General features: G+C 63.9%; 29 protein-coding genes. 24 read left to right on the top strand and 5 right to left on the bottom strand.

Features of this window, described 5'->3' with window-relative positions:
• Positions 1-7: 7 nt before the first annotated feature.
• The 5 genes from ssb to GTK01_RS05080 all read right to left on the bottom strand — a co-directional run bounded on the left by ssb (position 8) and on the right by GTK01_RS05080 (position 2,703).
• Positions 8-502, bottom strand: coding sequence for a single-stranded DNA-binding protein (gene ssb / locus GTK01_RS05100; protein ID WP_252924763.1), 495 nt, complete (start codon positions 500-502; stop codon positions 8-10).
• Complete coding sequence (locus GTK01_RS05095; RefSeq protein WP_252924762.1) at positions 499-1,137, bottom strand: hypothetical protein; 639 nt, start codon at positions 1,135-1,137, stop codon at positions 499-501. The genes ssb and GTK01_RS05095 overlap by 4 nt, the downstream gene beginning before the upstream one ends.
• The gene (locus tag GTK01_RS05090; RefSeq protein WP_252924761.1) at positions 1,134-1,724 is read right to left on the bottom strand and encodes a hypothetical protein; all 591 of its coding nucleotides are present in this window, start codon (positions 1,722-1,724) and stop codon (positions 1,134-1,136) included. Before GTK01_RS05090 ends, GTK01_RS05095 begins: the two co-directional genes overlap by 4 nt.
• Before the next feature lie 10 nt (positions 1,725-1,734).
• Positions 1,735-1,890 (bottom strand): hypothetical protein, encoded by a 156-nt coding sequence (locus tag GTK01_RS05085; protein WP_252924760.1) that lies wholly within the window; start codon positions 1,888-1,890, stop codon positions 1,735-1,737.
• Positions 1,891-1,971: 81 nt separating this feature from the next.
• The gene (locus tag GTK01_RS05080; protein ID WP_252924759.1) at positions 1,972-2,703 is read right to left on the bottom strand and encodes a S24 family peptidase; all 732 of its coding nucleotides are present in this window, start codon (positions 2,701-2,703) and stop codon (positions 1,972-1,974) included.
• Positions 2,704-2,715: 12 nt separating this feature from the next.
• Here GTK01_RS05080 and GTK01_RS05075 point away from each other — a divergent pair, with 12 nt between their 5' ends.
• From GTK01_RS05075 to GTK01_RS04960, 24 genes are all read left to right on the top strand, one after another.
• On the top strand, positions 2,716-2,940 hold the full coding sequence (locus GTK01_RS05075) for a carph-isopro domain-containing protein (RefSeq protein WP_252924758.1): 225 nt from the start codon (positions 2,716-2,718) through the stop codon (positions 2,938-2,940).
• 250 nt (positions 2,941-3,190) lie between these two features.
• Positions 3,191-3,679, top strand: a complete 489-nt coding sequence (locus GTK01_RS05070; RefSeq protein WP_252924757.1) for a hypothetical protein — start codon at positions 3,191-3,193, stop codon at positions 3,677-3,679.
• Complete coding sequence (locus GTK01_RS05065; RefSeq protein ID WP_252924756.1) at positions 3,676-4,209, top strand: GcrA family cell cycle regulator; 534 nt, start codon at positions 3,676-3,678, stop codon at positions 4,207-4,209. The genes GTK01_RS05070 and GTK01_RS05065 overlap by 4 nt, the downstream gene beginning before the upstream one ends.
• The gene (locus tag GTK01_RS05060) at positions 4,206-6,827 is read left to right on the top strand and encodes a DNA methyltransferase (RefSeq protein ID WP_252924755.1); all 2,622 of its coding nucleotides are present in this window, start codon (positions 4,206-4,208) and stop codon (positions 6,825-6,827) included. Before GTK01_RS05065 ends, GTK01_RS05060 begins: the two co-directional genes overlap by 4 nt.
• The gene (locus tag GTK01_RS05055; RefSeq protein ID WP_252924754.1) at positions 6,824-7,057 is read left to right on the top strand and encodes a helix-turn-helix domain-containing protein; all 234 of its coding nucleotides are present in this window, start codon (positions 6,824-6,826) and stop codon (positions 7,055-7,057) included. The genes GTK01_RS05060 and GTK01_RS05055 overlap by 4 nt, the downstream gene beginning before the upstream one ends.
• Positions 7,057-7,317, top strand: a complete 261-nt coding sequence (locus GTK01_RS05050; protein ID WP_252924753.1) for a hypothetical protein — start codon at positions 7,057-7,059, stop codon at positions 7,315-7,317. Before GTK01_RS05055 ends, GTK01_RS05050 begins: the two co-directional genes overlap by 1 nt.
• Before the next feature lie 15 nt (positions 7,318-7,332).
• Complete coding sequence (locus GTK01_RS05045; RefSeq protein ID WP_252924752.1) at positions 7,333-7,542, top strand: hypothetical protein; 210 nt, start codon at positions 7,333-7,335, stop codon at positions 7,540-7,542.
• Entirely contained in the window at positions 7,539-7,730 is a 192-nt protein-coding gene (locus tag GTK01_RS05040) for a hypothetical protein (RefSeq protein WP_252924751.1), read from the top strand. Before GTK01_RS05045 ends, GTK01_RS05040 begins: the two co-directional genes overlap by 4 nt.
• Entirely contained in the window at positions 7,727-8,974 is a 1,248-nt protein-coding gene (locus tag GTK01_RS05035; protein ID WP_252924750.1) for a primase-helicase zinc-binding domain-containing protein, read from the top strand. Before GTK01_RS05040 ends, GTK01_RS05035 begins: the two co-directional genes overlap by 4 nt.
• The gene (locus GTK01_RS05030; RefSeq protein ID WP_252924749.1) at positions 8,971-10,779 is read left to right on the top strand and encodes a phage/plasmid primase, P4 family; all 1,809 of its coding nucleotides are present in this window, start codon (positions 8,971-8,973) and stop codon (positions 10,777-10,779) included. The genes GTK01_RS05035 and GTK01_RS05030 overlap by 4 nt, the downstream gene beginning before the upstream one ends.
• 337 nt (positions 10,780-11,116) lie before the next feature.
• On the top strand, positions 11,117-11,908 hold the full coding sequence (locus tag GTK01_RS05025) for a hypothetical protein (protein WP_252924748.1): 792 nt from the start codon (positions 11,117-11,119) through the stop codon (positions 11,906-11,908).
• A gap of 127 nt (positions 11,909-12,035) precedes the next feature.
• The gene (locus tag GTK01_RS05020; RefSeq protein ID WP_252924747.1) at positions 12,036-12,392 is read left to right on the top strand and encodes an HNH endonuclease; all 357 of its coding nucleotides are present in this window, start codon (positions 12,036-12,038) and stop codon (positions 12,390-12,392) included.
• A 3-nt stretch (positions 12,393-12,395) separates the two neighbouring features.
• Positions 12,396-12,647 (top strand): hypothetical protein, encoded by a 252-nt coding sequence (locus GTK01_RS05015; RefSeq protein ID WP_252924746.1) that lies wholly within the window; start codon positions 12,396-12,398, stop codon positions 12,645-12,647.
• A gap of 108 nt (positions 12,648-12,755) precedes the next feature.
• A complete protein-coding gene (locus GTK01_RS05010; protein WP_252924745.1) occupies positions 12,756-13,241 on the top strand; it encodes a hypothetical protein in 486 nt (161 codons plus the stop codon).
• Positions 13,228-14,934 (top strand): terminase large subunit domain-containing protein, encoded by a 1,707-nt coding sequence (locus tag GTK01_RS05005; protein WP_252924744.1) that lies wholly within the window; start codon positions 13,228-13,230, stop codon positions 14,932-14,934. The genes GTK01_RS05010 and GTK01_RS05005 overlap by 14 nt, the downstream gene beginning before the upstream one ends.
• Before the next feature lie 4 nt (positions 14,935-14,938).
• The gene (locus GTK01_RS05000; protein ID WP_252924743.1) at positions 14,939-16,243 is read left to right on the top strand and encodes a phage portal protein; all 1,305 of its coding nucleotides are present in this window, start codon (positions 14,939-14,941) and stop codon (positions 16,241-16,243) included.
• The gene (locus GTK01_RS04995; protein ID WP_252924742.1) at positions 16,221-17,078 is read left to right on the top strand and encodes a head maturation protease, ClpP-related; all 858 of its coding nucleotides are present in this window, start codon (positions 16,221-16,223) and stop codon (positions 17,076-17,078) included. Before GTK01_RS05000 ends, GTK01_RS04995 begins: the two co-directional genes overlap by 23 nt.
• A 14-nt stretch (positions 17,079-17,092) precedes the next feature.
• On the top strand, positions 17,093-18,469 hold the full coding sequence (locus tag GTK01_RS04990) for a phage major capsid protein (RefSeq protein ID WP_252924741.1): 1,377 nt from the start codon (positions 17,093-17,095) through the stop codon (positions 18,467-18,469).
• A gap of 64 nt (positions 18,470-18,533) precedes the next feature.
• On the top strand, positions 18,534-18,851 hold the full coding sequence (locus GTK01_RS04985) for a hypothetical protein (protein WP_252924740.1): 318 nt from the start codon (positions 18,534-18,536) through the stop codon (positions 18,849-18,851).
• A gap of 61 nt (positions 18,852-18,912) precedes the next feature.
• Positions 18,913-19,521, top strand: coding sequence for a hypothetical protein (locus GTK01_RS04980; protein ID WP_252924739.1), 609 nt, complete (start codon positions 18,913-18,915; stop codon positions 19,519-19,521).
• Positions 19,521-19,868: a phage head closure protein gene (locus tag GTK01_RS04975; RefSeq protein ID WP_252924738.1), complete on the top strand. Its 348-nt coding sequence runs from the start codon at positions 19,521-19,523 to the stop codon at positions 19,866-19,868. Before GTK01_RS04980 ends, GTK01_RS04975 begins: the two co-directional genes overlap by 1 nt.
• Positions 19,868-20,329: an HK97 gp10 family phage protein gene (locus tag GTK01_RS04970; RefSeq protein WP_252924737.1), complete on the top strand. Its 462-nt coding sequence runs from the start codon at positions 19,868-19,870 to the stop codon at positions 20,327-20,329. The genes GTK01_RS04975 and GTK01_RS04970 overlap by 1 nt, the downstream gene beginning before the upstream one ends.
• Complete coding sequence (locus GTK01_RS04965) at positions 20,326-20,745, top strand: DUF3168 domain-containing protein (RefSeq protein WP_252924736.1); 420 nt, start codon at positions 20,326-20,328, stop codon at positions 20,743-20,745. Before GTK01_RS04970 ends, GTK01_RS04965 begins: the two co-directional genes overlap by 4 nt.
• Positions 20,742-20,951, top strand: a complete 210-nt coding sequence (locus GTK01_RS04960) for a hypothetical protein (RefSeq protein ID WP_252924735.1) — start codon at positions 20,742-20,744, stop codon at positions 20,949-20,951. The genes GTK01_RS04965 and GTK01_RS04960 overlap by 4 nt, the downstream gene beginning before the upstream one ends.
• The last annotated feature ends 41 nt before the right edge of the window (positions 20,952-20,992 follow it).

Raw genomic sequence — 20,992 nt, 5'->3', positions numbered from 1 at the left:
GCCTCTCTCAGAAGGGGATTTCGTCGTCGAGGTCGCGCTCGCCGCGTGACTGCGACGTGCCCGACTGGTCGGCATAGGAACTGGAAGACGAGGATCGGGTGCCGGTCTGGCCGTAGTCGTCGGGCCCCGCGGCCCCCGGTCGGCCGGTGCCCTGGCCGTTCGGCATCAGGATCAGCTCGCCGTTGAACGCCTTCAGGACGACCTCGGTCGAATAGCGCTTGACGCCGGCCGTGTCCTCCCACGAACGGGTGGCCAGCATGCCCTCGACAAACACCAGATTGCCCTTCTTCAGGTACTTCTCGGCGATGTCGCACAGCGCCTTGTTGAAGATGACGACCGTGTGCCACTCGGTGCGCTCGCGCTTCTCGCCGGTCTGCTTGTCGCGCCAAGTCTCGGACGTAGCGAGGCGCATGTTGACGATCGGGTCGCCGCTGTTCATGCGGCGGATCTCCGGGTCCGCGCCGAGGCGACCCATGATCTGAACCTTGTTGAGCGAACTCATGCGCCCCTCCATTCGATGCCGAGATAGCGGTTGAGCCGTTCGAGCCACGCTTCTTCGGCCTTCATCGCTGCCCAGGCGCGGATTGCACCGGTGAGACGCGGGGCAGGGCGGTCGGCAGCGGGACAGTGGAGCGCGGCCTGCGAGCCGAAGAGCGCGATGGCCTCGGCGCGCAACATGCGATCGTCCATGTCCTTCACCTGGCGCGCGTAGTCCGGCAGGTTTTCGAGCGGGGGCAGGCCTGCGCGCTCGTGGATAGCGCGATGCAGGTCGGCCTTGGCTGCGCTCATCGCAGCGCTGACCGCGCGGGCGGCGACGCCGTGCGTGCGTGAGAGATAGACGCCGAGAAGGCTCATCGTCGGTCGCGTGACGTCGCCCGTCAGCCCTTCCTCAGCGTCGTGCAGCAGGAAGATGCCCGACAGGACGGCGTCGCCGGTCTCGACGAACAGGGCATCCGCGCCCATGACGCAGTGCTGTGCGACCGAAAAGCCGATACCGCTGCATCGGCCATTGAAGCGGGCGATGCGCGACAGGGCGCCGGCGATCTCCGTCCAGACGATGTCGTGCTGCTGGACGTTGGCGAGATCGAAGACCGAACCGTCGGGCCGGAAGGAAGGAACGAGCGGCTCGAGGTTCATGCGTGACCCCGCGCCTTGCTCACCTTGAGTTCGGCGGCAATGGCGAACAGGACGCGATTCTTCTCGCGCTGCAAAAGCGGCGTGCCGACGCGCAGGAAGGTGTCGAGCAGGGCAACGCACCGCTCGCGCTGGGCAATCCAGTCGTCGAGCTTGCAGGCCGCGCGCGCTCCGCAATAACGCGACCAGGCCTCGGCAGCACCGGCGAGTGGCTCGACCCCTGCCATGCGGGGCATGATGTGCGCGGCGGCGACGAGCGCTTTCTCGATGATCTCGGGCACCCGATCATACTCGGGCGCAAGCTGTCGCACGAAGCCGGCGCGCAGGAGGCGACGAGCTTCGGGGCAGTGCTCGACGATCTCGGGTAGCGAAAAGCCCCTGGCGATCAGCTCGGTTTCGCTGCACCCGCCTTCGGAGCCGACGACTTCGCGGATTGCCTCGCACATGTCGACGGCGCGCGGGTGCGGCGTACCGGGTTCTTCGGGATGGCCGGGGCGAAGCTGCTCGCTCACGCGGGCGCCGGGCTTTCCGGTGAGGGACGCGCGGATGTCGGAAGCGGCGCGCGTGGCGGAATAGGTCTGCTGCTGCATGGTCGGCTCCTCACCAGGGCAGGAAGAGGAGGACGACGATCAGGCCGCAGGCGACAAACAGCCCGCAGGCATCCTGAACCGGCGTGGCCGGACGGGCCGGACCATCGGGCTGGCGATGCGCGCGGCGGCCTTGGAAGGTGCCGAGATGTGTCGAATGGGGATGCATGATCGTGCCTCCATCGGGGGATGAAGGCCAATCATATGGAATTAAATTCCAGCGTCAAGAAATAACTGAATTAAATTCCGACTACGCGATTTTCAGATTGAGGCGTCCCTGGACGCCGCCTTGCCTCATGGCCCTGCGAAAGGTGGAGGGCGGGATGACAGCGAATATTTCGCCGATCCACTCGAGCTGCACGTTCTCGATTGGCTGTGCGTTCCAGGAGATCAGATTAACGCCGCGCTCCCCTCTAAAGATGGTCTTGATGAAGCGTCGCCCGTCACGTGTGCGGACGGCTGCTTCTTCGCCGTAGAAGCTTTCGATGGCGCGCCGCTGCTCCCTAAACACTACGACGATTGTATCGTCTCTGAACTGAGGAAGCATCGAATCCCCTTTCACGCGGAACGCGATCATGTCATCAGGCAGGGGAAACGGTATAGTTACTTGCTCGAGGCCTTCGGGCGGGATCTGCTCGTAATCCGGCTCCACTTCTGCGCCAGCTCCCAGATACCCCATAATAGGCACTTCAGTGTCGCCCGTAGTCGGGCTAATGCCTCGGGCAAGGAAGATGGGGTCAATCTCCAGCGCATGGGCAAGGCGATCAAGGGTGTCGCCTCGCGGCTGCTTGACCTCACCAGCAACGTATTTTGTGACGTTGTCATAGGGCACGTCTGCGCGACGAGATAGCTCGCGCTTCGACCAGCCCTTCTGCTCCAGCGCATCGCGCAGTCTTTGATCCCAGCTCATGGCTGAAGAGTAGTTTGAAAATAATTCCGAAGGGTCGGAATATGGCGCTTGAAACATGGAATTTAATTCCATATGGTGTGCCTCATGAGAACAGTGGCCGAAATTATAAAAGATGCAGGTGGCGCTAAAGCGATTGCTGATCGGAGCGCGGGCGCTCTGCAGCGGGACGCTGTCTACAAGTGGACATCGATCGGCATTCCGGATCGGCACTGGACACTTCTGATTGAGCTGGCTGGCTCCAACCCTGCTGAATTGTATGAAGCCAATCTCGGTGCTCGCACCATCGCACCAAGCGAGGCTGCCGAATGAGCGCCGCCCGTTTCGTTTTCGTCTCCCCGCTGCTCCCCCTGGTAGCGGGTTCCTGCCACGCCGACCGGCTGCCGCACCTCTCCTGCGCCGGCCGGCGTGGCCTTTACTGCGCCGAGCGGGCGCCGCCGTGATGTGATGTTTTCGCTGCGGGTTTTCATACCCGCAACATGACCCCCAATCCCTTGCCTGGCATGGAAATTTCGAGGCTCGAAATTTCCTTGACGGCGAAGCCTTGCCGAAAGTTCGACCCGTGAACAAGCTTCCCCGCCCGACACAGCCCGAAGAGCTTCTGGACCTCAAGGCCGCGACCCGTCGCGACCTGTCTCTGGCGCGCGCCAATGCCTTCGCCCTGATCACCCGCGTCGATGCGCCTGTGCTGTCGAAGTATGGTAGCCCATCGGAGCTGGGGCACTTCATGCCCATCGACGTCCTCGTCGACCTGATCCGCGACACCGGTTCGCACGACGTTCTGTCGACCATCGCCGGGCTCGTCGGCATGAAGCTGGTGCCGATGGATGGCGGCGAGGGTGATGAGCTCACCTATGACGACGCCACACGCATGATCAAGGAATCGGGTGAGGCCGGGCCGGCGGTTCTCGCGGCGGCCGATCCTGCCAAGCGTGACTGCCTCGACACGATCGGGACCGCGCGGCGGGAGGTTCGCGAGGGCATCGCAGCCAAGCAGGACGTCTATCGCAAGCTCGCGCTGCGCGAGCGCCGGCTGCGGAGGGCGTCATGACCGGCGGCTGGACAGAAGAGCGCCAGGCGACGCTGACCCGCCTCGTGCATGCGGGCAAAAGCGCAGGCGAGATTTCCAAGGTTCTCGGCGTGTCGCGCTCCGCCATCATCGGCCGCGTGCATCGCTCGACCGACCTTCATCTGACAGGGCGCAGCGTCAAGACGACCGTTGCCCTCGGCACGGCGAAGGGCATTCCCAGTACCAAACCGAAAAAGGCGGCGCCCGTCCATCCAGGCAACCTGCGCGGCAAGCGGGAAGGGCGTAGTGGCGATCCGGTCTTTCACCAGCCGATCACGACGGCGGAGGCCTACGCCTTCGACGCCGCCAGCCGCGCGCTGCCGATCGGCAAGCTGCGCCTTCGGGGCGATTGCAAGTTTCCAGTGAACGAAGCGGCGCCAGGCGAGCCGCATCTTTTCTGCGGCCTACCGACCATGCGCGGCTCCTGGTGCGACCATCATCGCCGTCGCGTGGCCGGCGCCGGCACGCGCGGCGAGCAGGCTGCATCGGAAGAGCCGAGGGGGCGGCGATGAGCCTTGAAGCCTATCGCCAGTTCCTCGATGCCAAGACGGCCACGGCTGCACCCGTCGGCATCGTCATCGAGGCCGGACGCGTCAACCCGATCTGCAAAGATCATCAGCGCGCGATCATCGAATGGTGTGTGCGCGGGGGCCGTCGCGCGATCTTTGCCGCCTTCGGTCTGGGCAAGACTTTCATGCAGCTCGAGACGATCCGGTGCACGCTGGACAATCTCGAAGCCGACGCGCTTGGCCTGATCGTGGCACCGCTCGGCGTGCGCGGCGAGTTCCTGCGCGATGCCAAGACGCTCGGCATTGCGATCGCCTTCGTGCGGACGATCGAGGAAGCGCGCGCGATCTTCGCCGAGACCGGCTGCAGGATCTTCCTGACCAATTATGAGACCGTTCGGGACGGAAAGCTTGATCCGCGCAACTTCGCCGCGACGTCGCTGGACGAGGCGTCCTGCCTGCGCGGCTTTGGCGGGTCGAAGACCTTTCGCGAGTTCATGAAGCTCTTCGCTGGCGACGATCGCCAGACCGGCATTCGCACGGAGGGCGTGCGCTACCGCTTCGTCGCCACCGCGACGCCGAGCCCGAACGACTATATCGAGCTGCTCGCCTATGCCGCCTATCTCGGCATCATGGAAGTGAGCGAGGCGAAGACCCGCTTCTTCAAGCGGAACTCGGAAAAGGCCGACCAACTCACGCTCCACCCGCACAAGGAGGATGAGTTCTGGCTGTGGGTCTCGTCCTGGGCGATCTTCCTGCAGAATCCCTCCGACCTCGGCTACAGCGACGACGGCTACGACCTGCCGCCCGTCGACCTGCACTGGCACGAGTTGCCAGCCGACCTGTCGACGCGCGAGACCGAGCGGAGCGGGCAGGGCATCCTGATCCGCGATCCAGGCAACGACATCATCGGCGCTGCGCGCGAGAAGCGGGACAGCATTTCGGCGCGCGTCGGCAAGGCTGCAGAGATCTGCGCCGCCGATGCCGACGATCATTTCATATTCTGGCATGACCTCGAGGCCGAGCGGGAAGCCCTCGAACGGGCGATCCCTGACCTCGTCTCGGTCTACGGCAGCCAGGACCTCGAAGCGCGCGAGCAATCGATCGCGGACTTTTCCGACGGACACATCCGGCGCCTCGCCGGCAAGCCGGTGATGCTCGGCTCGGGATGCAACTTCCAGCGCCACTGCCATCGCGCCGTCTATGTCGGCATCACCGCGAAGTTCAACGACTTCATCCAATCGTGGCACCGCCTGGTTCGATTCCTCCAGACCCGGCAGGTCCGCGTCGACATCATCTACACCGCCGCCGAGCGCGGCACGCGCCGCATCATCGAGCGCAAGTGGAACCAGCACCTCCGACAGGTCGAGAAAATGAGCGAGATCATCCGGAAATACCGGCTGAACGAACAGGCCATGGCGCAAGCCCTGGAGCGTTCGATCGGCGTGGAGCGCATCGAAGTGAAGGGCGAGACCTTCACTGCCGTCAACAACGACAACGTGCTCGAGACGTCGACCATGGCCGAGAACTCCTGCGGCCTGATCGTCACCTCGATCCCGTTCTCCACCCAGTACGAATATACGCCCAGCTACAACGATTTCGGCCACACCGACGACGACGACCACTTCTGGGCGCAGATGGACTTCCTGACGCCGCAGCTCCTGCGCGTGCTGCAGCCTGGCCGATGGGCCTGCATCCATGTGAAGGACCGGGTCGTTCCGGGCGGATTGACGGGCTTCGGTTTCCAGACGCTCTCCACCTTCCATGCCGACTGCATCTACCATTTCAAGCGGCACGGCTTCGCCTTCATGGGCATGAAGACAATCACGACGGATGTCGTGCGTGAGAACAACCAGACCTATCGCCTCGGATGGACCGAGCAGTGCAAGGACGCGACCAAGATGGGCGCGGGCGTGCCGGAATATCTCCTGATGTTCCGCAAGCCGCAGAGCGACGACGCGCGCTCCTATGCCGACGTACCGGTCGTCAAGGCCAAGAAGGAATGGGACGGCAAGGCCGACGCCTGGATCAACGAGGACGGTTACAGCCGTGCCCGCTGGCAGATCGATGCGCACGCGTTCTCGCGCTCGTCCGGCGACCGGCCGATGAAGCCGGAGGAGTTTCAGGGGCTGCCGGCCGACCAGGTCTACAAGATCTGGAAGGCGTTCAATCTCGATGCGATCTACGATTTCGAGCACCATGTAGCGATCGGCGAGGCGCTGGAGATGCGCGGCGCGCTGCCGCCCACCTTCATGTTGTTGCCACCACACTCGCGTCATGACGACGTGTGGACCGACGTCGCGCGCATGCGCACGCTCAACGGCGTGCAGTCGGCCAAGGGCAAGGAGATGCATCTTTGCCCGCTTCAGTTCGACATCGTCGAGCGGGCGATCGCGCAGCTCTCCAATCCGGGCGACCTGGTCTTCGATCCCTTCGGCGGGCTGATGACCGTGCCGTACTGCGCGGTCAAACTCGGCCGCCGCGGTCTCGGCGTCGAACTCAACCCTGGCTACTTCCTCGACGGCGTCGCGCATTGCAAGGCCGCCGAGGCCTCGATGTCGATCCCGTCGCTGTTCGACTATCTCGACCTGCGCGAGACGCCCCAGACCGAGGCGGCGCAATGAGCGGGTTCGATCCGAAGCGCTACGATTTCCAGATGTTCGCGCTGTTCCTTGAGGCGCGGCGGGTGCACCGCGGCGTGAGCGTCGGCGCGCTTGCCCGGCTTGCCGAGGTGACGCCGGATGCCGTGTCGCGCGCCACCGCAGGGCGTAACCCCGGCGAAGACGAGTTCATAGCGCTCGCCGCCTGGATGGGCGAACCGGCCAACCGGTTCCTGAAGGCGGAGGCACGCTGATGGAGCCGCGGGCCTCCTACGACTATCGCGGCCTTGGGCTGATCCTGCGCGACCGCCTTTCGGCCGACGGGCGCGGCTGGCGCGTCTGCGCGGCCGAGATCGGCGTGACGGCGTCTGACCTGTCGCGCCTGTCGAGCGGACAGCACGTCTCGGCGGCCAAGGTGATCGCGGTGTGCGACTGGCTCGCCGTCTCCTTCCGCGCCTTCTACCGCCCGCCCGGCGCGAAGCAAGGCGACGACGTCTCACGTGATGCGCACTGAAACAGGGGGTCGATCATGAGCTTTCCAACCATCCAGCGCGCCGGGTTTTCGGCCCTGCCACCCGCCATGCAGCGCGAAGCGGTGCTGCTGATGTTCGAGGCTGACAAAGGCGTCTCGGAGATCGGCGCTTGCACCGGGCTGCGCCTCGCCGACATCGGCGATCTCGCCAGCCATGTGCCGGCTCGCCACAGCTTGGCACCGCTCCAGACGGAGTCGGCCGAATGAACCGGGATTGCGAACGCGACCGCGTGGACGCGCGCCGATATACGGGCGGCGCACGCAAGAATTTTGTCAGTGCCGTCGTGAAACTTGCCGACGAGGTTCGCCAAGGCCGCTCGCCTTCCGAATGCTGGCGTGAGGTAGATCGCAAGATTGCCGAGTTGAACGGACGCATGCCAGGAGCGCGCAAGTGAACGCCGCGGTGGACGAGCTGGTCGAGCGTGCGCGGGGCGTTTCGATCGAGGATGCAGCGCCGCTTCTGGGGCTCAAATTCTCGGGCAAGCGGTTCGAGCATGCGCAGCCGTGCCCCGTCTGCGGCGGGACTGACACCTTCGCGTTCAACACGCAGAAGAACAAATGGAACTGCCGCGCCGGCGGAGTCGGCGGCGGGGATGCGCTCGGGCTGGCCGGGCACATTCTCGAACTCGACCTGAAGCGGCGCGCGACGTTCCTTGAGGCGTGCTCGGCCGTGACCGGCCTAGCGGTGCCGGATATCGCCGAGCGCGAAGAGCCTGCCGAGCGCGAAGCGCGCCTGAAGCGGCTCGAGGATCTGCGCATGCAGCACTATGAAGAGGTCGCGGCGCGGCATGCCTCCCAACGCGATTATCGCGAGCGCGAGCGGGAACGGGCGCGCGGGATCTATCGCGCGGCCGGGCCGATTGAAGGCACTCTGGCGTCCGATTATCTGCGTGCGCGTGGATGCGGAATGGCGCCAGGCGGCTGGCTACGTTTCCAAGTTGCCTTGTCCTACTGGCACGGCAATGACGAGCGCGGCCATTCGCTCGAGCTCTACAGCGGCCCCGGCATGGTCGCGCCATTCATCGATGCCGCCGGCATTGTCATCGGCTGCCACCAGACATGGATCGATTTGCGACAGGGGCCGAAATTTCGGCCGCGCCTCGTCGACCCGGAAACGCGCGCGGCTCTGCCAACCAAGAAAATGCGCGGATCGAAGAAGGGCGGCGTCATTCCTCTGGCTGGCGACCCCTCGGCCGAGCGCTGGCTGGGCGCCGAAGGGATCGAAAACACACTCGCCTTCGCGCGCTGGGAAGAGGTGCGTGCCGACACGTTCTATTTCGCGGCCGGCGATCTCGGCAATCTCGCCGGGCCGGCCGAACCCAAATCACGCTTCGCACATCCGACCCTGACCAAGCCCGACCGCAATGGCGTCGAGCGGCCGGTGATGATCCCCGGCCCTGTTCCTGCTGCGCAAAAGGACGACGAGCCCGACGCGATGGTCGTGCCCGACCATGTCGGCGAACTGGTGCTGCTGGCCGATGCAGATTCGGAGCGGGTCTTTACCGCGTCCGCCATGGCGCGCGCAAAAGCGCGGCATGCGCGCGAAGGGCGGCTGATCCCCGTCGTGTGGCCGCGGCCAGGGACCGACTTCGCGGCCATGCTGGCAAATGCCGACCAAGCCTATGAGGACCGCGCGTGACCAAGAAGAAACTGCCCGACCAGGTCGGCGCGATCCTTGCCGAGGCGGAGCGGCAGGCGGCGCTGCTTGGCCCCGCAACCCCTTCAGGCCAGGATCGAACTGTCGCGGATGATGCCGACGAAGGCGAGGCCGGCATTTCGCATCGTGACGGCGAGCGCGTCGACATGGACACCGTGGCGCGCTGCGCTGCACTCGACCATTCGGACACCGACAATGCGGAGCGGCTGCTTGCCCATTTCGGCGAGGATCTGCTCGTGCTCGCGCAATCGAAAGCGCGCAAGGCTGCGTTCGCCGTATGGGCGGGCGATCACTGGGACATTGACACCGGCGACCCCCGGGCGCTTGCAATCGCGCAGAAGCTCGGCGGGCGTATTGCGCTCGAGGCGGGCGTCCTGAAGATGACGAAGGAAGACCAGGAGCTTGTCGACCGCGCCAAGGCGGCGGAAGCCAAGGCTTCGAACGATTTGACGCAGGTCGAGCGGCTCGTCATCGCAAAGGCCGAAAAGGCCGTTGAGGCCTATCGCAAGCGCGTGCAGCGCCGGCATAGCCATGCCGTGTCGTCGAAGAACAAGGGGCGACTGGAAGCGATGCTGGCATGCGCCGCGCCGCATGTCATGCGCGGCCCTGACGAGTTCAACGCCGACGCGCTGAAGGTTGCCGTGAAGGGGCACACGCTCGCCTTCCGGGTGAAGGAAAAGCGCGTGCCCAACCCCGTTTGGGGCGCAGATGGCGATGACCCGACCATCGACCGCAGCAAGATCGCGCAATTCGTCATGCAGAAGGACGTGCAGCTGCTCGTCCGCAAGGGGCACGCCCGCGAGGACCTGATCACGCAGATCGTGCCCGTCGATTACGACGCCAAGGCGACGTGCCCGCGCTGGCTCGACTTCATGGATGACAAGCTGCCGCTGGCTGACGTTCGGCGCATGGTGCAGGTGGCTTCCGGTCTCGGCCTCGTCGGCCTGACGGTTCAAAAACTGTTCTTCCACTACGGTTTCGGCGCAAACGGCAAGTCGGTCTACATGGAGACGCTGTGCCGGCTGCTCGGTGAGATTGCCGTGACGCTGCCGTCCGAATCATTCACCGGCGAGGGCAAGGGTGGTGGCGCTGCAAATCCGGACATGGCGCGGCTCTATGGCCGCCGGCTCCTGCGCGTGAAGGAAATGCCCGAAGGCGAGGACCTGCGCGAGAACCTCGTGAAGGACCTGACCGGCGGTGAGGATTTCACCGTCCGCGACCTCTTCCAGGGCTATTTCGACTTCAAGCCCATCTTCGTCGGCCACATGTCCGGCAACGCCTATCCGCGCATCAGCGGCACGGATAACGGCATCTGGCGGCGCATGGCCGTGGTGCACTGGCCGAAGACTATCGCGGAGGCCGACCAGCTGCCCTTCGAAGAGGTTCTGGCGCAGTTCGCGCCCGAATATCCCGGTATCCTCAACTGGCTGATCGATGGGGTGAAGATCTTCCTGTCCGAGGGGCTGGTGATCCCCGAGAGCGTGAAGGCGAAGACGCAGGAATATCGCGACGAGATGGACCCGACATCGGCCTTCTGCGCTCGCTGCATCGTCGCGGAGGCGACGGCGCCACCCGTCAGCGCGAAGGACTTCTACCAGGCCTATGTCGACTTCACGATCGACCAGGGCGGTAAGCCGATTTCGCTGACGCGGTTCGGCCTGATCATGAAGAAGAAGTTCACCCGCGAGGATGGCCGCATCGTGCTCTACCACGGCATCCGCCTGCAGGAGGTCCCGCGCCCGCCCGCCAACCATGGCGCGGACGACTATGAAAGCCATGTGCGATGATGCGAACCGCTCCCCGCAACCCCTTCCAGCCGCGTCGTTTGCGCCTGCATTTCGCTGTCTTGCGCGATAGTCGCGACAGTTTGCGAGACTTGGCGACACTTGCAATACAGCGAAAAGATGAGCGAAATCAATGTATTGCGATAGTTTGCACCAGTTTTGCGCGCCTATAGGGATTGGGGGTTCGGGGGAGTGGGGAAAACGTTGCGTGTATTGGGCCGGCTTCAACTAGTGCAACTGGTGCATTTCCATCCCAAGACATTGAAAAGTAACGAAATACTCTCTCCTGAAACTATCGCCAAACTATCGAAAAAGTATCGCAAGTGGTGCAGAGGATAAGATGACGAGCCTGACGATTGAGAAGCTGTTGCAGTGGGCCTTCACGGAAGAGCTTCCGAAAGGCGGCGGCGTTGACGGGTTGGCGAATGCGAATTCGGCCTGGCGGATGCTGTTCGCCTCCAGCTGGGGCAAGATGGCAGAGTTCGCCGAACTTTTGACGCTGGTCGACATGGATCGCGGCGGAAGCGACTTCCATGTCGAGCAGGGACCGGCGCACCCGGATGCGTTGGCGGTTGGCCGCGCGGTCGCTGAGATCGGGCGCAGCGCCTTCATCATCATCCCCGACGATTGGAACCCGATGGCCGACTGGATCGCGGATGACGAACTGATGGCGCATCATCTTGCGCCGCATGTCGAGCGGGCGCGGGCACAGTATCGCAGCCGCACCGAGGCAAAGCAGGGCGCGCTCGTCGTCAGCCTCGTGACGCGCTGCGCGGTGCTTGCCCAGCGGCCGGAGTGGGAGGCCGATGCGCCGAAGCTGCGCATGGTGATGCGTGGAGGCAAGCCGGCATGGTTCGTGGCGCGGGAAGTGACGGACACGTTTGGGCGCAAGAGCGTGATTGAGGTGCAGGGCATGAATGGCCGATCGCATCGGCCGCACCAAGGCGCGTATCGAAAGCTCGAATTGTCGCGCGATCCGCTGTCCGATATTCTCGGGCGGCTCGACTATCAGCTTTGGGTCGGTGCGCTTCGGCGCATGGAAGCGGCGCTGGCGGGCAGTCTCGTCGCGCACCGCCTCGAACCGTGGCGCTGCCGTATGGCGCCCTGGCAGGCCGCTGCTGCGGTCGTATGAGATTGATGTTGACGTGCAGCAGAAAGTTGACATACACCTTGCACAACGGAAAAGGTTCGAAGCCCGGCGCACACGCGACCGGGCTTTTGCTTTTCCGGACACTCACGACATCGATGGGAACCGTCGCATGGGCAGGCTGAAGAGCATCGCCCCGCGTGTGGGCAAGCTCGCGCCTCGCATCGGCTATGCTGGCGGAGACGAGCCGGCGCGGTCGCGGATGCGCGATGCGACCATCGCATGGCGCGCCTGGTACAAGACAAGCCGATGGCAGAAGCTGCGCTGGAAGGTGCTCGTCCGCGATCTCTTCACATGCCAGATGGTCGGATGCGGTCGGGTTGAGGCGGATACGTCGCAGCTCGTGGCGGATCACCGCACCGCTCATCGTGGCGACGAGGCTCTGTTCTGGGATGAGAACAACCTGCAGTGTCTATGTAAGCCCTGCCACGACAAGGTGAAGCAGGCGGAAGAGCGGCGCGGAGGCTGACGCATGCAGATCGCTATGATCGAGAACGCCACGCGCATCATCGGCAAGAGCCAAGGCTACCTGGGCCTGCCTCTTCGCGACGAGATGATTGTCTGCTCGGTCAATGGTGAGGGCACGCCTGCCATGGTGACGGCTTGGCAGCCCACACCTGACGAGCTGGAGCGATTGAACGCTGGTGCCTCGGTGCACCTGCGCATCCTCGGGGTCGCACACCCGCCCGTCATGGTCGAAGTCGGACCGACCCCGACCGAGTGACCTCGACCTGCCTCGATGTGACCGAAATGTCACATCGGGAGGGGGGGGTCGAAAGTCGGGGCCGGCAAAACCGCCAGACCCGCGCCCCCCCCATTTAGAGATTTTTTTATGGCCGATGCTGTTTTTGACCTCTTCGGCAATCCCTGGGTTGAGAAGCCGAAGCGTCGCGGACGTCCCGTGCATGAGGTTTCGCAGAGAAACCGCAATCGCGTCAGTATGTTAGTCGCTCTGGGCTGGGCCAATCCACGCATCGCAACCGTTCTCGGCATCACACTGCCGACTTTGCACAAGCATTATTTTTATGAGCTTCGCCAACGAGAGGGCGCGCGCGATCAGCTGGAAGTTCGCCGTCTGGAACTTGCTTGGGAAATGGCCGAAGCAGGCAACGTCGGCGCCTTGCGTGAGTTCGGCAGGCTCCTCGATCGCAGTGACCAGATGGAGATCGAGCGGGCCATGGCGTCGCGTCCTCCTGCGGAAAGCCAGACGAGCGAACGACCGGGAAAGAAGGCGACCGACGCGCAGCGCGCCATGGCTGCCGACGCCGATCTGATGGCCGAGCTCGAGCAGGAAGCTGCGCAGAATGCCCACCACTGAGGCTCAGCCCCGGTTCGCATGTCCCGACTGGTGGGACCGCCTTCAGGCCGGCCAGATCCCGATGGCGGACGTTCCGCTAAACGAGGCGAAGGCTGCCAAGGCTCTTGCGTTCTTCAATCGACTGAAGCTCCCGGATGTGCCGGGCACGCCGCCCCTGTCAGAAGCTTGCGGCGACTGGTTTCGGGACATCCTCTGCGCGTTCCTCGCCAGCGAAGACCCTGAAACCAAGCAGCGGCTCGTCTGGGAGCTGCTGTGCATGGTCCCGAAGAAGAACTCGAAGACCACATACGTCGCGGCGCTGGGCCTGACCGCGCTGTTCATGGAAGAGGCGCCCAACCGTCAGATGCTTCTTGTCGCGCCCAGTCAGAACATCTCGGAGCGCTGCTTCAACCAGGCACAAGGGATGATCCGGCTGGATAGTCGCCTCGATGCAATCTTCAAGGTGCAGGATCACCTGAAGTGCATCACCCGTCGCAAGACCGGCACCATGCTCGATGTGAAGACGTTCGACACGTCGATCGTCACGGGCGAAATTCCGATCCTCACGATCATCGATGAGGTTCATGAGCTGGGGAAGAAAGCCAAGGCTGCAGCGGTTATGCAGCAGATTCGCGGTGGCGGTATCACCATGCAGGGTGGCCAGGTCCTCATGATCACGACGCAGTCCGACGAGCCGCCCGCGGGAATCTGGGCGACCGAGCTGAAGAAGGCGAGGGCGATCAGGGACGGGAAGGGTGGAAAGTCGCCGATCATGCTGCCCGTTCTCTACGAGTTTCCAGTCGAGAAGCAGCGCGATCAGGAATTCTGGCGCGACATGCAGAACTGGAAGTATCTGTTGCCCAATCTGGGCCGGTCGATCGACCCCCAGCGGCTCGCCGATGATTATGAGAACAATGGCAAGGTCTCGAAGGAGGCCGAGCAGATATGGACGTCGCAGCATCTCAACATTGAGATCGGCGTCGGCATCGGCGGCGACGGATGGTCCGGCGCGCCGCACTGGGAATCGTGCATCGACCTGAAGATCGCAGATCTCGATGACCTGTTGAAACGGTGTGAGGTCTGCACCATCGGCATCGACTGGGGCGGCGCGGACGATCTCGCCGCGCTTTACGTCATCGGCCGAGAGAGGTTCACGAAGCGCTGGCTGGGGTGGGGGCAGGCCTGGGCGCGTGCCACGGTATTCGAGCAGCGGAAAGGGATTGCTCACCTCCTACGGCAGTTCGAGGAATGCGGCGACCTGATCGTCGCAAAGTCGGGTGAAGACCAGGCAGAATCGGCCGCAGCGGTTTGCAAGAAGGTGTACGAGGCGGGGTTGCTTCCGGCCACGGGCGGAATCGGCCTCGATAGCGCAGGCGTTGCATTGCTGGTCGATGCCCTGGAAGAGGCTGGTCTCGAAGACCCGATCGTCCAGGCGGTCACGCAGGGGTGGAAGCTGCAGACCGCTGTCTCGTCGGTTCCCCTCAAACTCGAAGATCGGCGGTTCCTCCATGGCGGGCAGCCAATCATGGCCTGGGCCGTCGGCAACGCGAAGCAGACCTTGCGGGGAAGCAATTACGTGGTGACCAAGGAGGTTTCGGGCGCCGCGAAGATCGATCCGCTCATGGCGCTGTTCAACGCTGCCATGCTGATGTTCCTAAATCCGGAGGCAGCCGGGACTTCGGTCTACGAGTCTCGCGGCCTTCTGATGGTGTGACCGGATGAGCTTTATCGACCGTCTGTTTGGATCACCGACAGCGAGCGTGCCGGCGGAACGTCCTGCTGCTGCCGTGCCGATCGTGCCGCGCTCGGCGGGCTTGTCGGCGATCAATGCAATGGGTGGCGAGGTTGCCGCTTTCAACGGTCTCGACGATCCGCGCATGCTGGAATTCATCCGCGGCGGCTATGGCGGCCTGACCCAGTCCGGCATCAGCGTGTCGACGAAGGCGGCGCTGAAGAACACGACCGTCGTGCGGTGCGTCTCGCTGATCTCGTTCGCCATCGGCACGTTGCCGCTGCACCTTCGCTACAAGGGGACGAAGGAAAAAGCAGACCAGCATCCGCTGTTTCGCATCCTGCACCGTCGCCCGAACGCCTGGCAAACGGCATTCGAGTTTCGCTCGCTCATGCAGCAGCGCGCACTGGTCGATGGTGATGCTTATGCGCTGATCGTGCGCAGCGGCAACCGCATCCTGCAGCTGGTGCCGATTCCAACCGAGCGCGTGACCCCGCGCCAGCGCAGCGACTGGGCCTTGGACTACGAGTACCGGGACGGGAAAGGCGCGACCCGACTTCTGCCGCAGCAGGAAATCTTCCATCTGCGCTACGGGTTGTCGGAAGACGGCATCCGCGGACTGTCGCTGGTCAAACAGGCGGCCGAGGCGATCGGCCTCGCGCTTCAGACCGAGCGGGCCGCGGCGCGGTTGTTCCGGAACGGTATAATGGTCGGCGGCATGATGTCGGTGAAGGATCGACTGTCGCCGGAAGCCTTCGAGCGCCTCAAGGCTCAGATGGATGAGCGCGAAGGCGCCGAGATGGCGCACAAGTGGATCATCGGCGAGGAAGGGCTTGAGGCCAAGCCGTTCTCTCAGTCCGGCCGCGACAACCAGGCGATCGAGCAGCGCAAGCATCAGATCGAGGAGATCGCCCGTCCATTTGGCGTTCCGCGACCGCTGCTCGGCGTCGATGACACATCCTGGGGTTCCGGCATCGACGTGCTCGGCCAGTTCTTCGTTCGCTACGGTCTCTCGCCCTGGTTCGGTTCTTGGGAGCAGGCGATCGAGCGATCGCTTTTGACGGAAGCCGAAACCGAGCTGCTCGAAGCCAAGTTCAATGAGGGCGCGCTGCTGCGCGGCTCGATGAAGGATCAGGCGGACTTCTTCGCCAAGGCCCTGGGGTCCGGCGGTCATCAGCCATGGATGAACTATGGCGAAGTACGGAACATCATGGATCTGCCGGAAAGCGAAATCGCGCCAAATCCACTTTCGAATAGGAGCAGCGGCAATGAGCCTTCGCAACCTGCCTGAAGTAAGGGCGTTCCAGAAGCCGGAATGGCTGAACTTCGATGCTCCACACGAGAACGTTGAGGCATTCGACCCCGCAGTGGTCTCAGCGTCTGGTGACGATGAAACCACCATTACGATCTACGGCCAGATCGGCCTTGATCCCTTCACGGCGGTCGACAATACCGAACGGCGCATTGCCGCCGCGCTTCGCGCGATCGGCAATCGCGAAGTCACCGTCAGCATCAATTCCCCCGGTGGAAGCTTTCTGTCAGGCCTTGCCATCTACAACCTCCTTCGCGCGCACCCGGCGAAAGTGACGGTCCAGGTCATCGCCATGGCGGGGTCGGCGGCATCGGTCATCGCCATGGCCGGTGACGACATCCAGATGGCCGATGGATCGTTCATCATGGTCCACAAGGCCTCCGCCATCAGCATGGGCAACGAATTCGACATGCAGGACGCGGCCGAACTCCTGGCCGAGGTCGATGCGTCGATGGCGGAAGTCTATGCCGCCCGCGCGGGGGTCGACCGCAAGATTGCCGCCTCCTGGATGGAGCGCCGCCGCGGCGACGGAACGATGTTCAGCGCTTCCTCGGCAATCCAGCATGGATTGGCCGACCGCAAACTCAACGCCTCCGCGATCAAGGTGAAAGCAGAGGCGCCAAAAATTGTGCCGCACGAGCGTGTTCTCGAGAACGCGCTGATGGCTGCGGCCAACATGTCTCCGCAGCAGGCCAAGGCCTTCGTTGCCGAGATGAAGACCGGTACGCGCGACGCTCCGGTCATCACCGTCACGCGCGACGCTGACGATCTTCGGGCGGCTATCGAGCAGCTCCGTTCCACGATCAACGCCTAACAGAGGGCACTCACATGAAAGTCTTTTCCCTGGCTGGCGCCTTCTGCGCCATGCTGGTCGTCGGCGTCTGCGCAGCGTATGCCGGCACCAGCGTTCCCGATTTCACTCTTGCCCACGCTCACCTTTTCTCGGCCGGCGACGTGCTGACCGCGATGGGCCTGGCCGTCCCTGCTGCCCAGATGCGCGGCGTCATCGGCATTCGTGCTGACGGCGGCGAGCTGACCAGCCTCATCCGCGCGCTCAACAGCGATGTCGAAACCTTCAAGGCGACGATGGCCGAGAAGGATAGGGAAATCGCCAAGCGCTTCGATGATGTCGTCACGACCGAGAAGCTCGAACGTGTCAACTCGAGCATTTCCGAACTGCAGGCGGCGGTCGACCAGGCCAACACGAAGCTGGCTTCCATGTCGCTCGGTGCGAGCGGCGACGGTGGCGAAGTTCGCGATCGCGAGTATACCGATGCCTTCCGTGCGCACTTCCGCAAGGGTGACGTCCAGGCGGCACTCAACAAGGGCGCCGACGACGAGGGCGGCTATCTGGCGCCGGTCGAATGGGATCGCACGATCACCAGTGAGCTGATCCAGATCTCGCCGATGCGCCAGATCGCGCAGGTGCAGAATATCTCGACGGCCGGCTTCACCCGCCTTCTCGCCGATCGCGGTACCGGCTCCGGCTGGGTCGGGGAAACGGCCGCACGCCCGCAGACCACGACGCCGAAGTTCTCGCCCCTCACATTCCGTCCTGGCGAGATCTATGCGAACCCGGCAGCTACCCAGCAGCTGCTCGATGATGCTGAGATCAACCTCGAGCAGTGGATGGCGGGCGAGGTGCAGACCGAGTTCGCCTATCAGGAGGGCCTCGCCTTCGTCGCAGCTGATGGCGTGAACAAGCCGCGCGGCTTCCTCACCTATATCGACGGTGGTGCCAGCGACGACATTCATCCCTGGGGCAATATCCCGGTGATCGATGCAGCCGCTGTCGCCGCGATCAATCCCGACGAAATCCTCGACATGATCTATGATCTGCCGAGCGAATATACCGCCAACGCCCGGTTCACGATGAACCGGTCGACGCAGGGCAGCATCCGGAAGCTGAAGGACGGCCAGGGCAACTATCTCTGGCAGCCGACCATGGTCGCGGGCCAGCCCTCGACGCTGGCCGGCTACCCCGTCACCGAAATGCCGGCAATGCCGGATGTCGCGGCGGCGGCCATTCCGATCGCGTTCGGCGACTTCCGCCGCGGCTATCTGATTGTCGATCGGATCGGCGTTCGCGTCCTGCGCGATCCCTACACCAACAAGCCCTACGTCCACTTCTACACCACGAAGCGCGTGGGCGGCGGTGTGCAGGATCCGACCGTGATCCGGCTGCTGCGTATGGCGGCTGCCTAACCGGCTCATGAAACCAGGCGGCGTCCGCGCCGCCTCCGCCCATCTCTTCAGGAGACCAAAAATCATGACAGCAGCAAAGGACAAGGCAGCGGAAACGGCTGCCGCTTCGGGCACGCCGGCCAATCTTCCGCCAGCTCAGGGTATGGACGGCGCATCGGGCGCGATCATCGAACCCGCCGTCACACAGGGCGTCGACACGACCCACCCGGCGATCGACAACAATCCGCGCGAAGGCACAACCGTGGGCCAGAATACCCGCGACATGAATGATCCACGCCGTCGACGTCCGAACGACCGCGACTTCGCGGGGCAGGGGATTGACCCGACGCCCTACGGCAAGAAGGCCGAACCCAAGAAGTCGAAGGCCAAGAAGGGCCGCTAACCGATTGGCTCATCAAGGCGGGCGGCGCTGTCGCCCGCTCTATGAACCAATGGAGATGTGAATGCACCGTCCGGTTCTCGTCACGGCCCCGACCGTCCTGCCAGTCTCGCTCGAAGAGATGAAGCAGGCGCTGCGCATCCTTGAGCGGGATGGCGCGGGCAATGTGTTGCCGCATGAAGACGACGATCTCGTCACCGATGAGATCCAGTCGGCCGCGGCGCACTACGAGGGCTGGACCGGCGTTCTGGGCATTTGCCTCGTCGACCAGACCTGGCGGCAGGACTTCGACGCGTTTTGCCGTGGTCTGCACCTGCCGCTCGGGCCGGTGATCGCGCCAGTGAGCGTCACGTGGCGTAACAGGGCAGGGCAGGTCGCAACGGTCAACCAGGCGGAATATTCGCTGGAGACCGATGCCGGCGGGCGCTCGTGGCTGCGGTTTCGCAATGCCTACACCCTACCGTCCGATGTCTATGAGCGGCGCGCCGTGACGGTTGAATATCGGGCCGGTTGGCCGGTGGTCGAGGGTGCGGGAACCGTGCCTGCGGACATCAAGGCCGCGATCAAGCTGCGCGTCGTCGCCGCCTATGACGAGGCGGCTCGCGACGGTGCGAAGAACCTTGAGCGCATGGAGAACGACCTGGTGTCCAAATACCGGCGTTGGAGCATCTGATGGCGTCGGGTCCTGTCACGGCCACCGATCTTCGCCATCGCGTCAGCTTCGGCAAGCGGGTCGAGATCGATGATGGTTACGGCAACACGGTCGGCGATTTCGCGGTCGAGTTCTCGTGCCGGGCGGCGCTGCGGCATCGCGGCGGGTCGGAAGCGGTCATGGCGGCGCGGCTGGAAGGGCGGCAGATTCTTGGCGTGTATGTGCGTTCAAGCGAGAACACGCGCCGGATCACGCCCGACTGGCGGATGCAGGACGAGCGCGGCACCGAATACGCCATCGACGTCGTCGACAGCATCACCGATCGCCGCTGGGTCTACCTGACGGTCGAAAGCGGGAGTGCGGCCTGATGGTCGAGGGGCTGAAAAGGCTGGAGCGCAAGCTCAAGAGAACCATTCCTGCGAAGGCGATCGCGTTCACTCGCAAAGCCATGGAGCAGAGCGCAGACGAGATCGTCGCGATGATGAAGCGCCTTGTTCCGGTCGGCCGAAGTGAGGATCGCAAGGCCGGGCGTCCGGCAATTCTTGAAACCATAGACTGGACGTGGGGTGATGCGCCTGCTGGAGCCATGGTGATCGGCAGGAGCAGCCGTCGGGCTGATGGTCTGCGGATCACGATCTACGCCGGCAACGAACGAACCATGGTTCAAGGCCGCAGCCAGTTGTTCCAGCTCGCGCGACTGATTGAGCATGGAACGCAGGACATGGACGCACAGCCATTTTTCTTCGTCTCCTGGCGCGCTCTTCGTCGTCGCGCGAAATCGCGGATCAGCCGGCAGATGCGCAAGGGCATCAAGGAAGGTGCTGCATGAGCGCGCAGGCGGAGCTGCAGAAACTGATCCTCGACACGCTGAAGGCGGATGCGGCGGTCATGGCGCTTGCGAATGGCGCCTATGACCGCGTGCCGTCCTCACCATGGGGTCCGGATTCGATCAACGGCTACATCAGCTTCGGCCCGACCGACGTTGTCGAGGACGACGCCGACTGCATCATCAGTGGCGAGCATACCGTCCAGATCGATTGCTGGTCACGGCAGGTCGGCATGGTCCATGCGAAGCGGATGGTCGATGCGGTGAAGGCGGCGCTGCACGAGCAGGAACTGACCCTGGCCGAAAGCGCGCTGGTCGACATGCGCGTGACGATGCGGCGCGTCGTTGCAGACCCCGACGGGCTGACGTCGCACGGCATCGTCATGATCAGGGCAATGATCGAGGAGGTGGAGACATGACCATGGCCTGGGCGATCTTCAATCGCGAGTTCAACTGGCGCCGCAAACGCTCCGTCTATTCCTTCAACGTCAAGCCGTCGCCCGAGCCACAGCAGCGCCCGCGTGATGTCGTCGACGCCGCTATCGCCGCCGGCGCGGCCGAGGAAGTTCCATCGCCCTCGCGCGAGGAAAAGAAGGCCATAACCGGCCGCAAGCGGGCGCGCTAGCCCATCCGTCAATCGGGCTTCGGCCCTTCGTCATCGGCTGG

Origin of the sequence: Aliihoeflea sp. 40Bstr573 (assembly GCF_024105655.1) — a bacterium.
Classification (GTDB): Bacteria; Pseudomonadota; Alphaproteobacteria; order Rhizobiales; family Rhizobiaceae; genus Aliihoeflea.
This window is presented reverse-complemented; position numbering and strand designations above follow the sequence as displayed.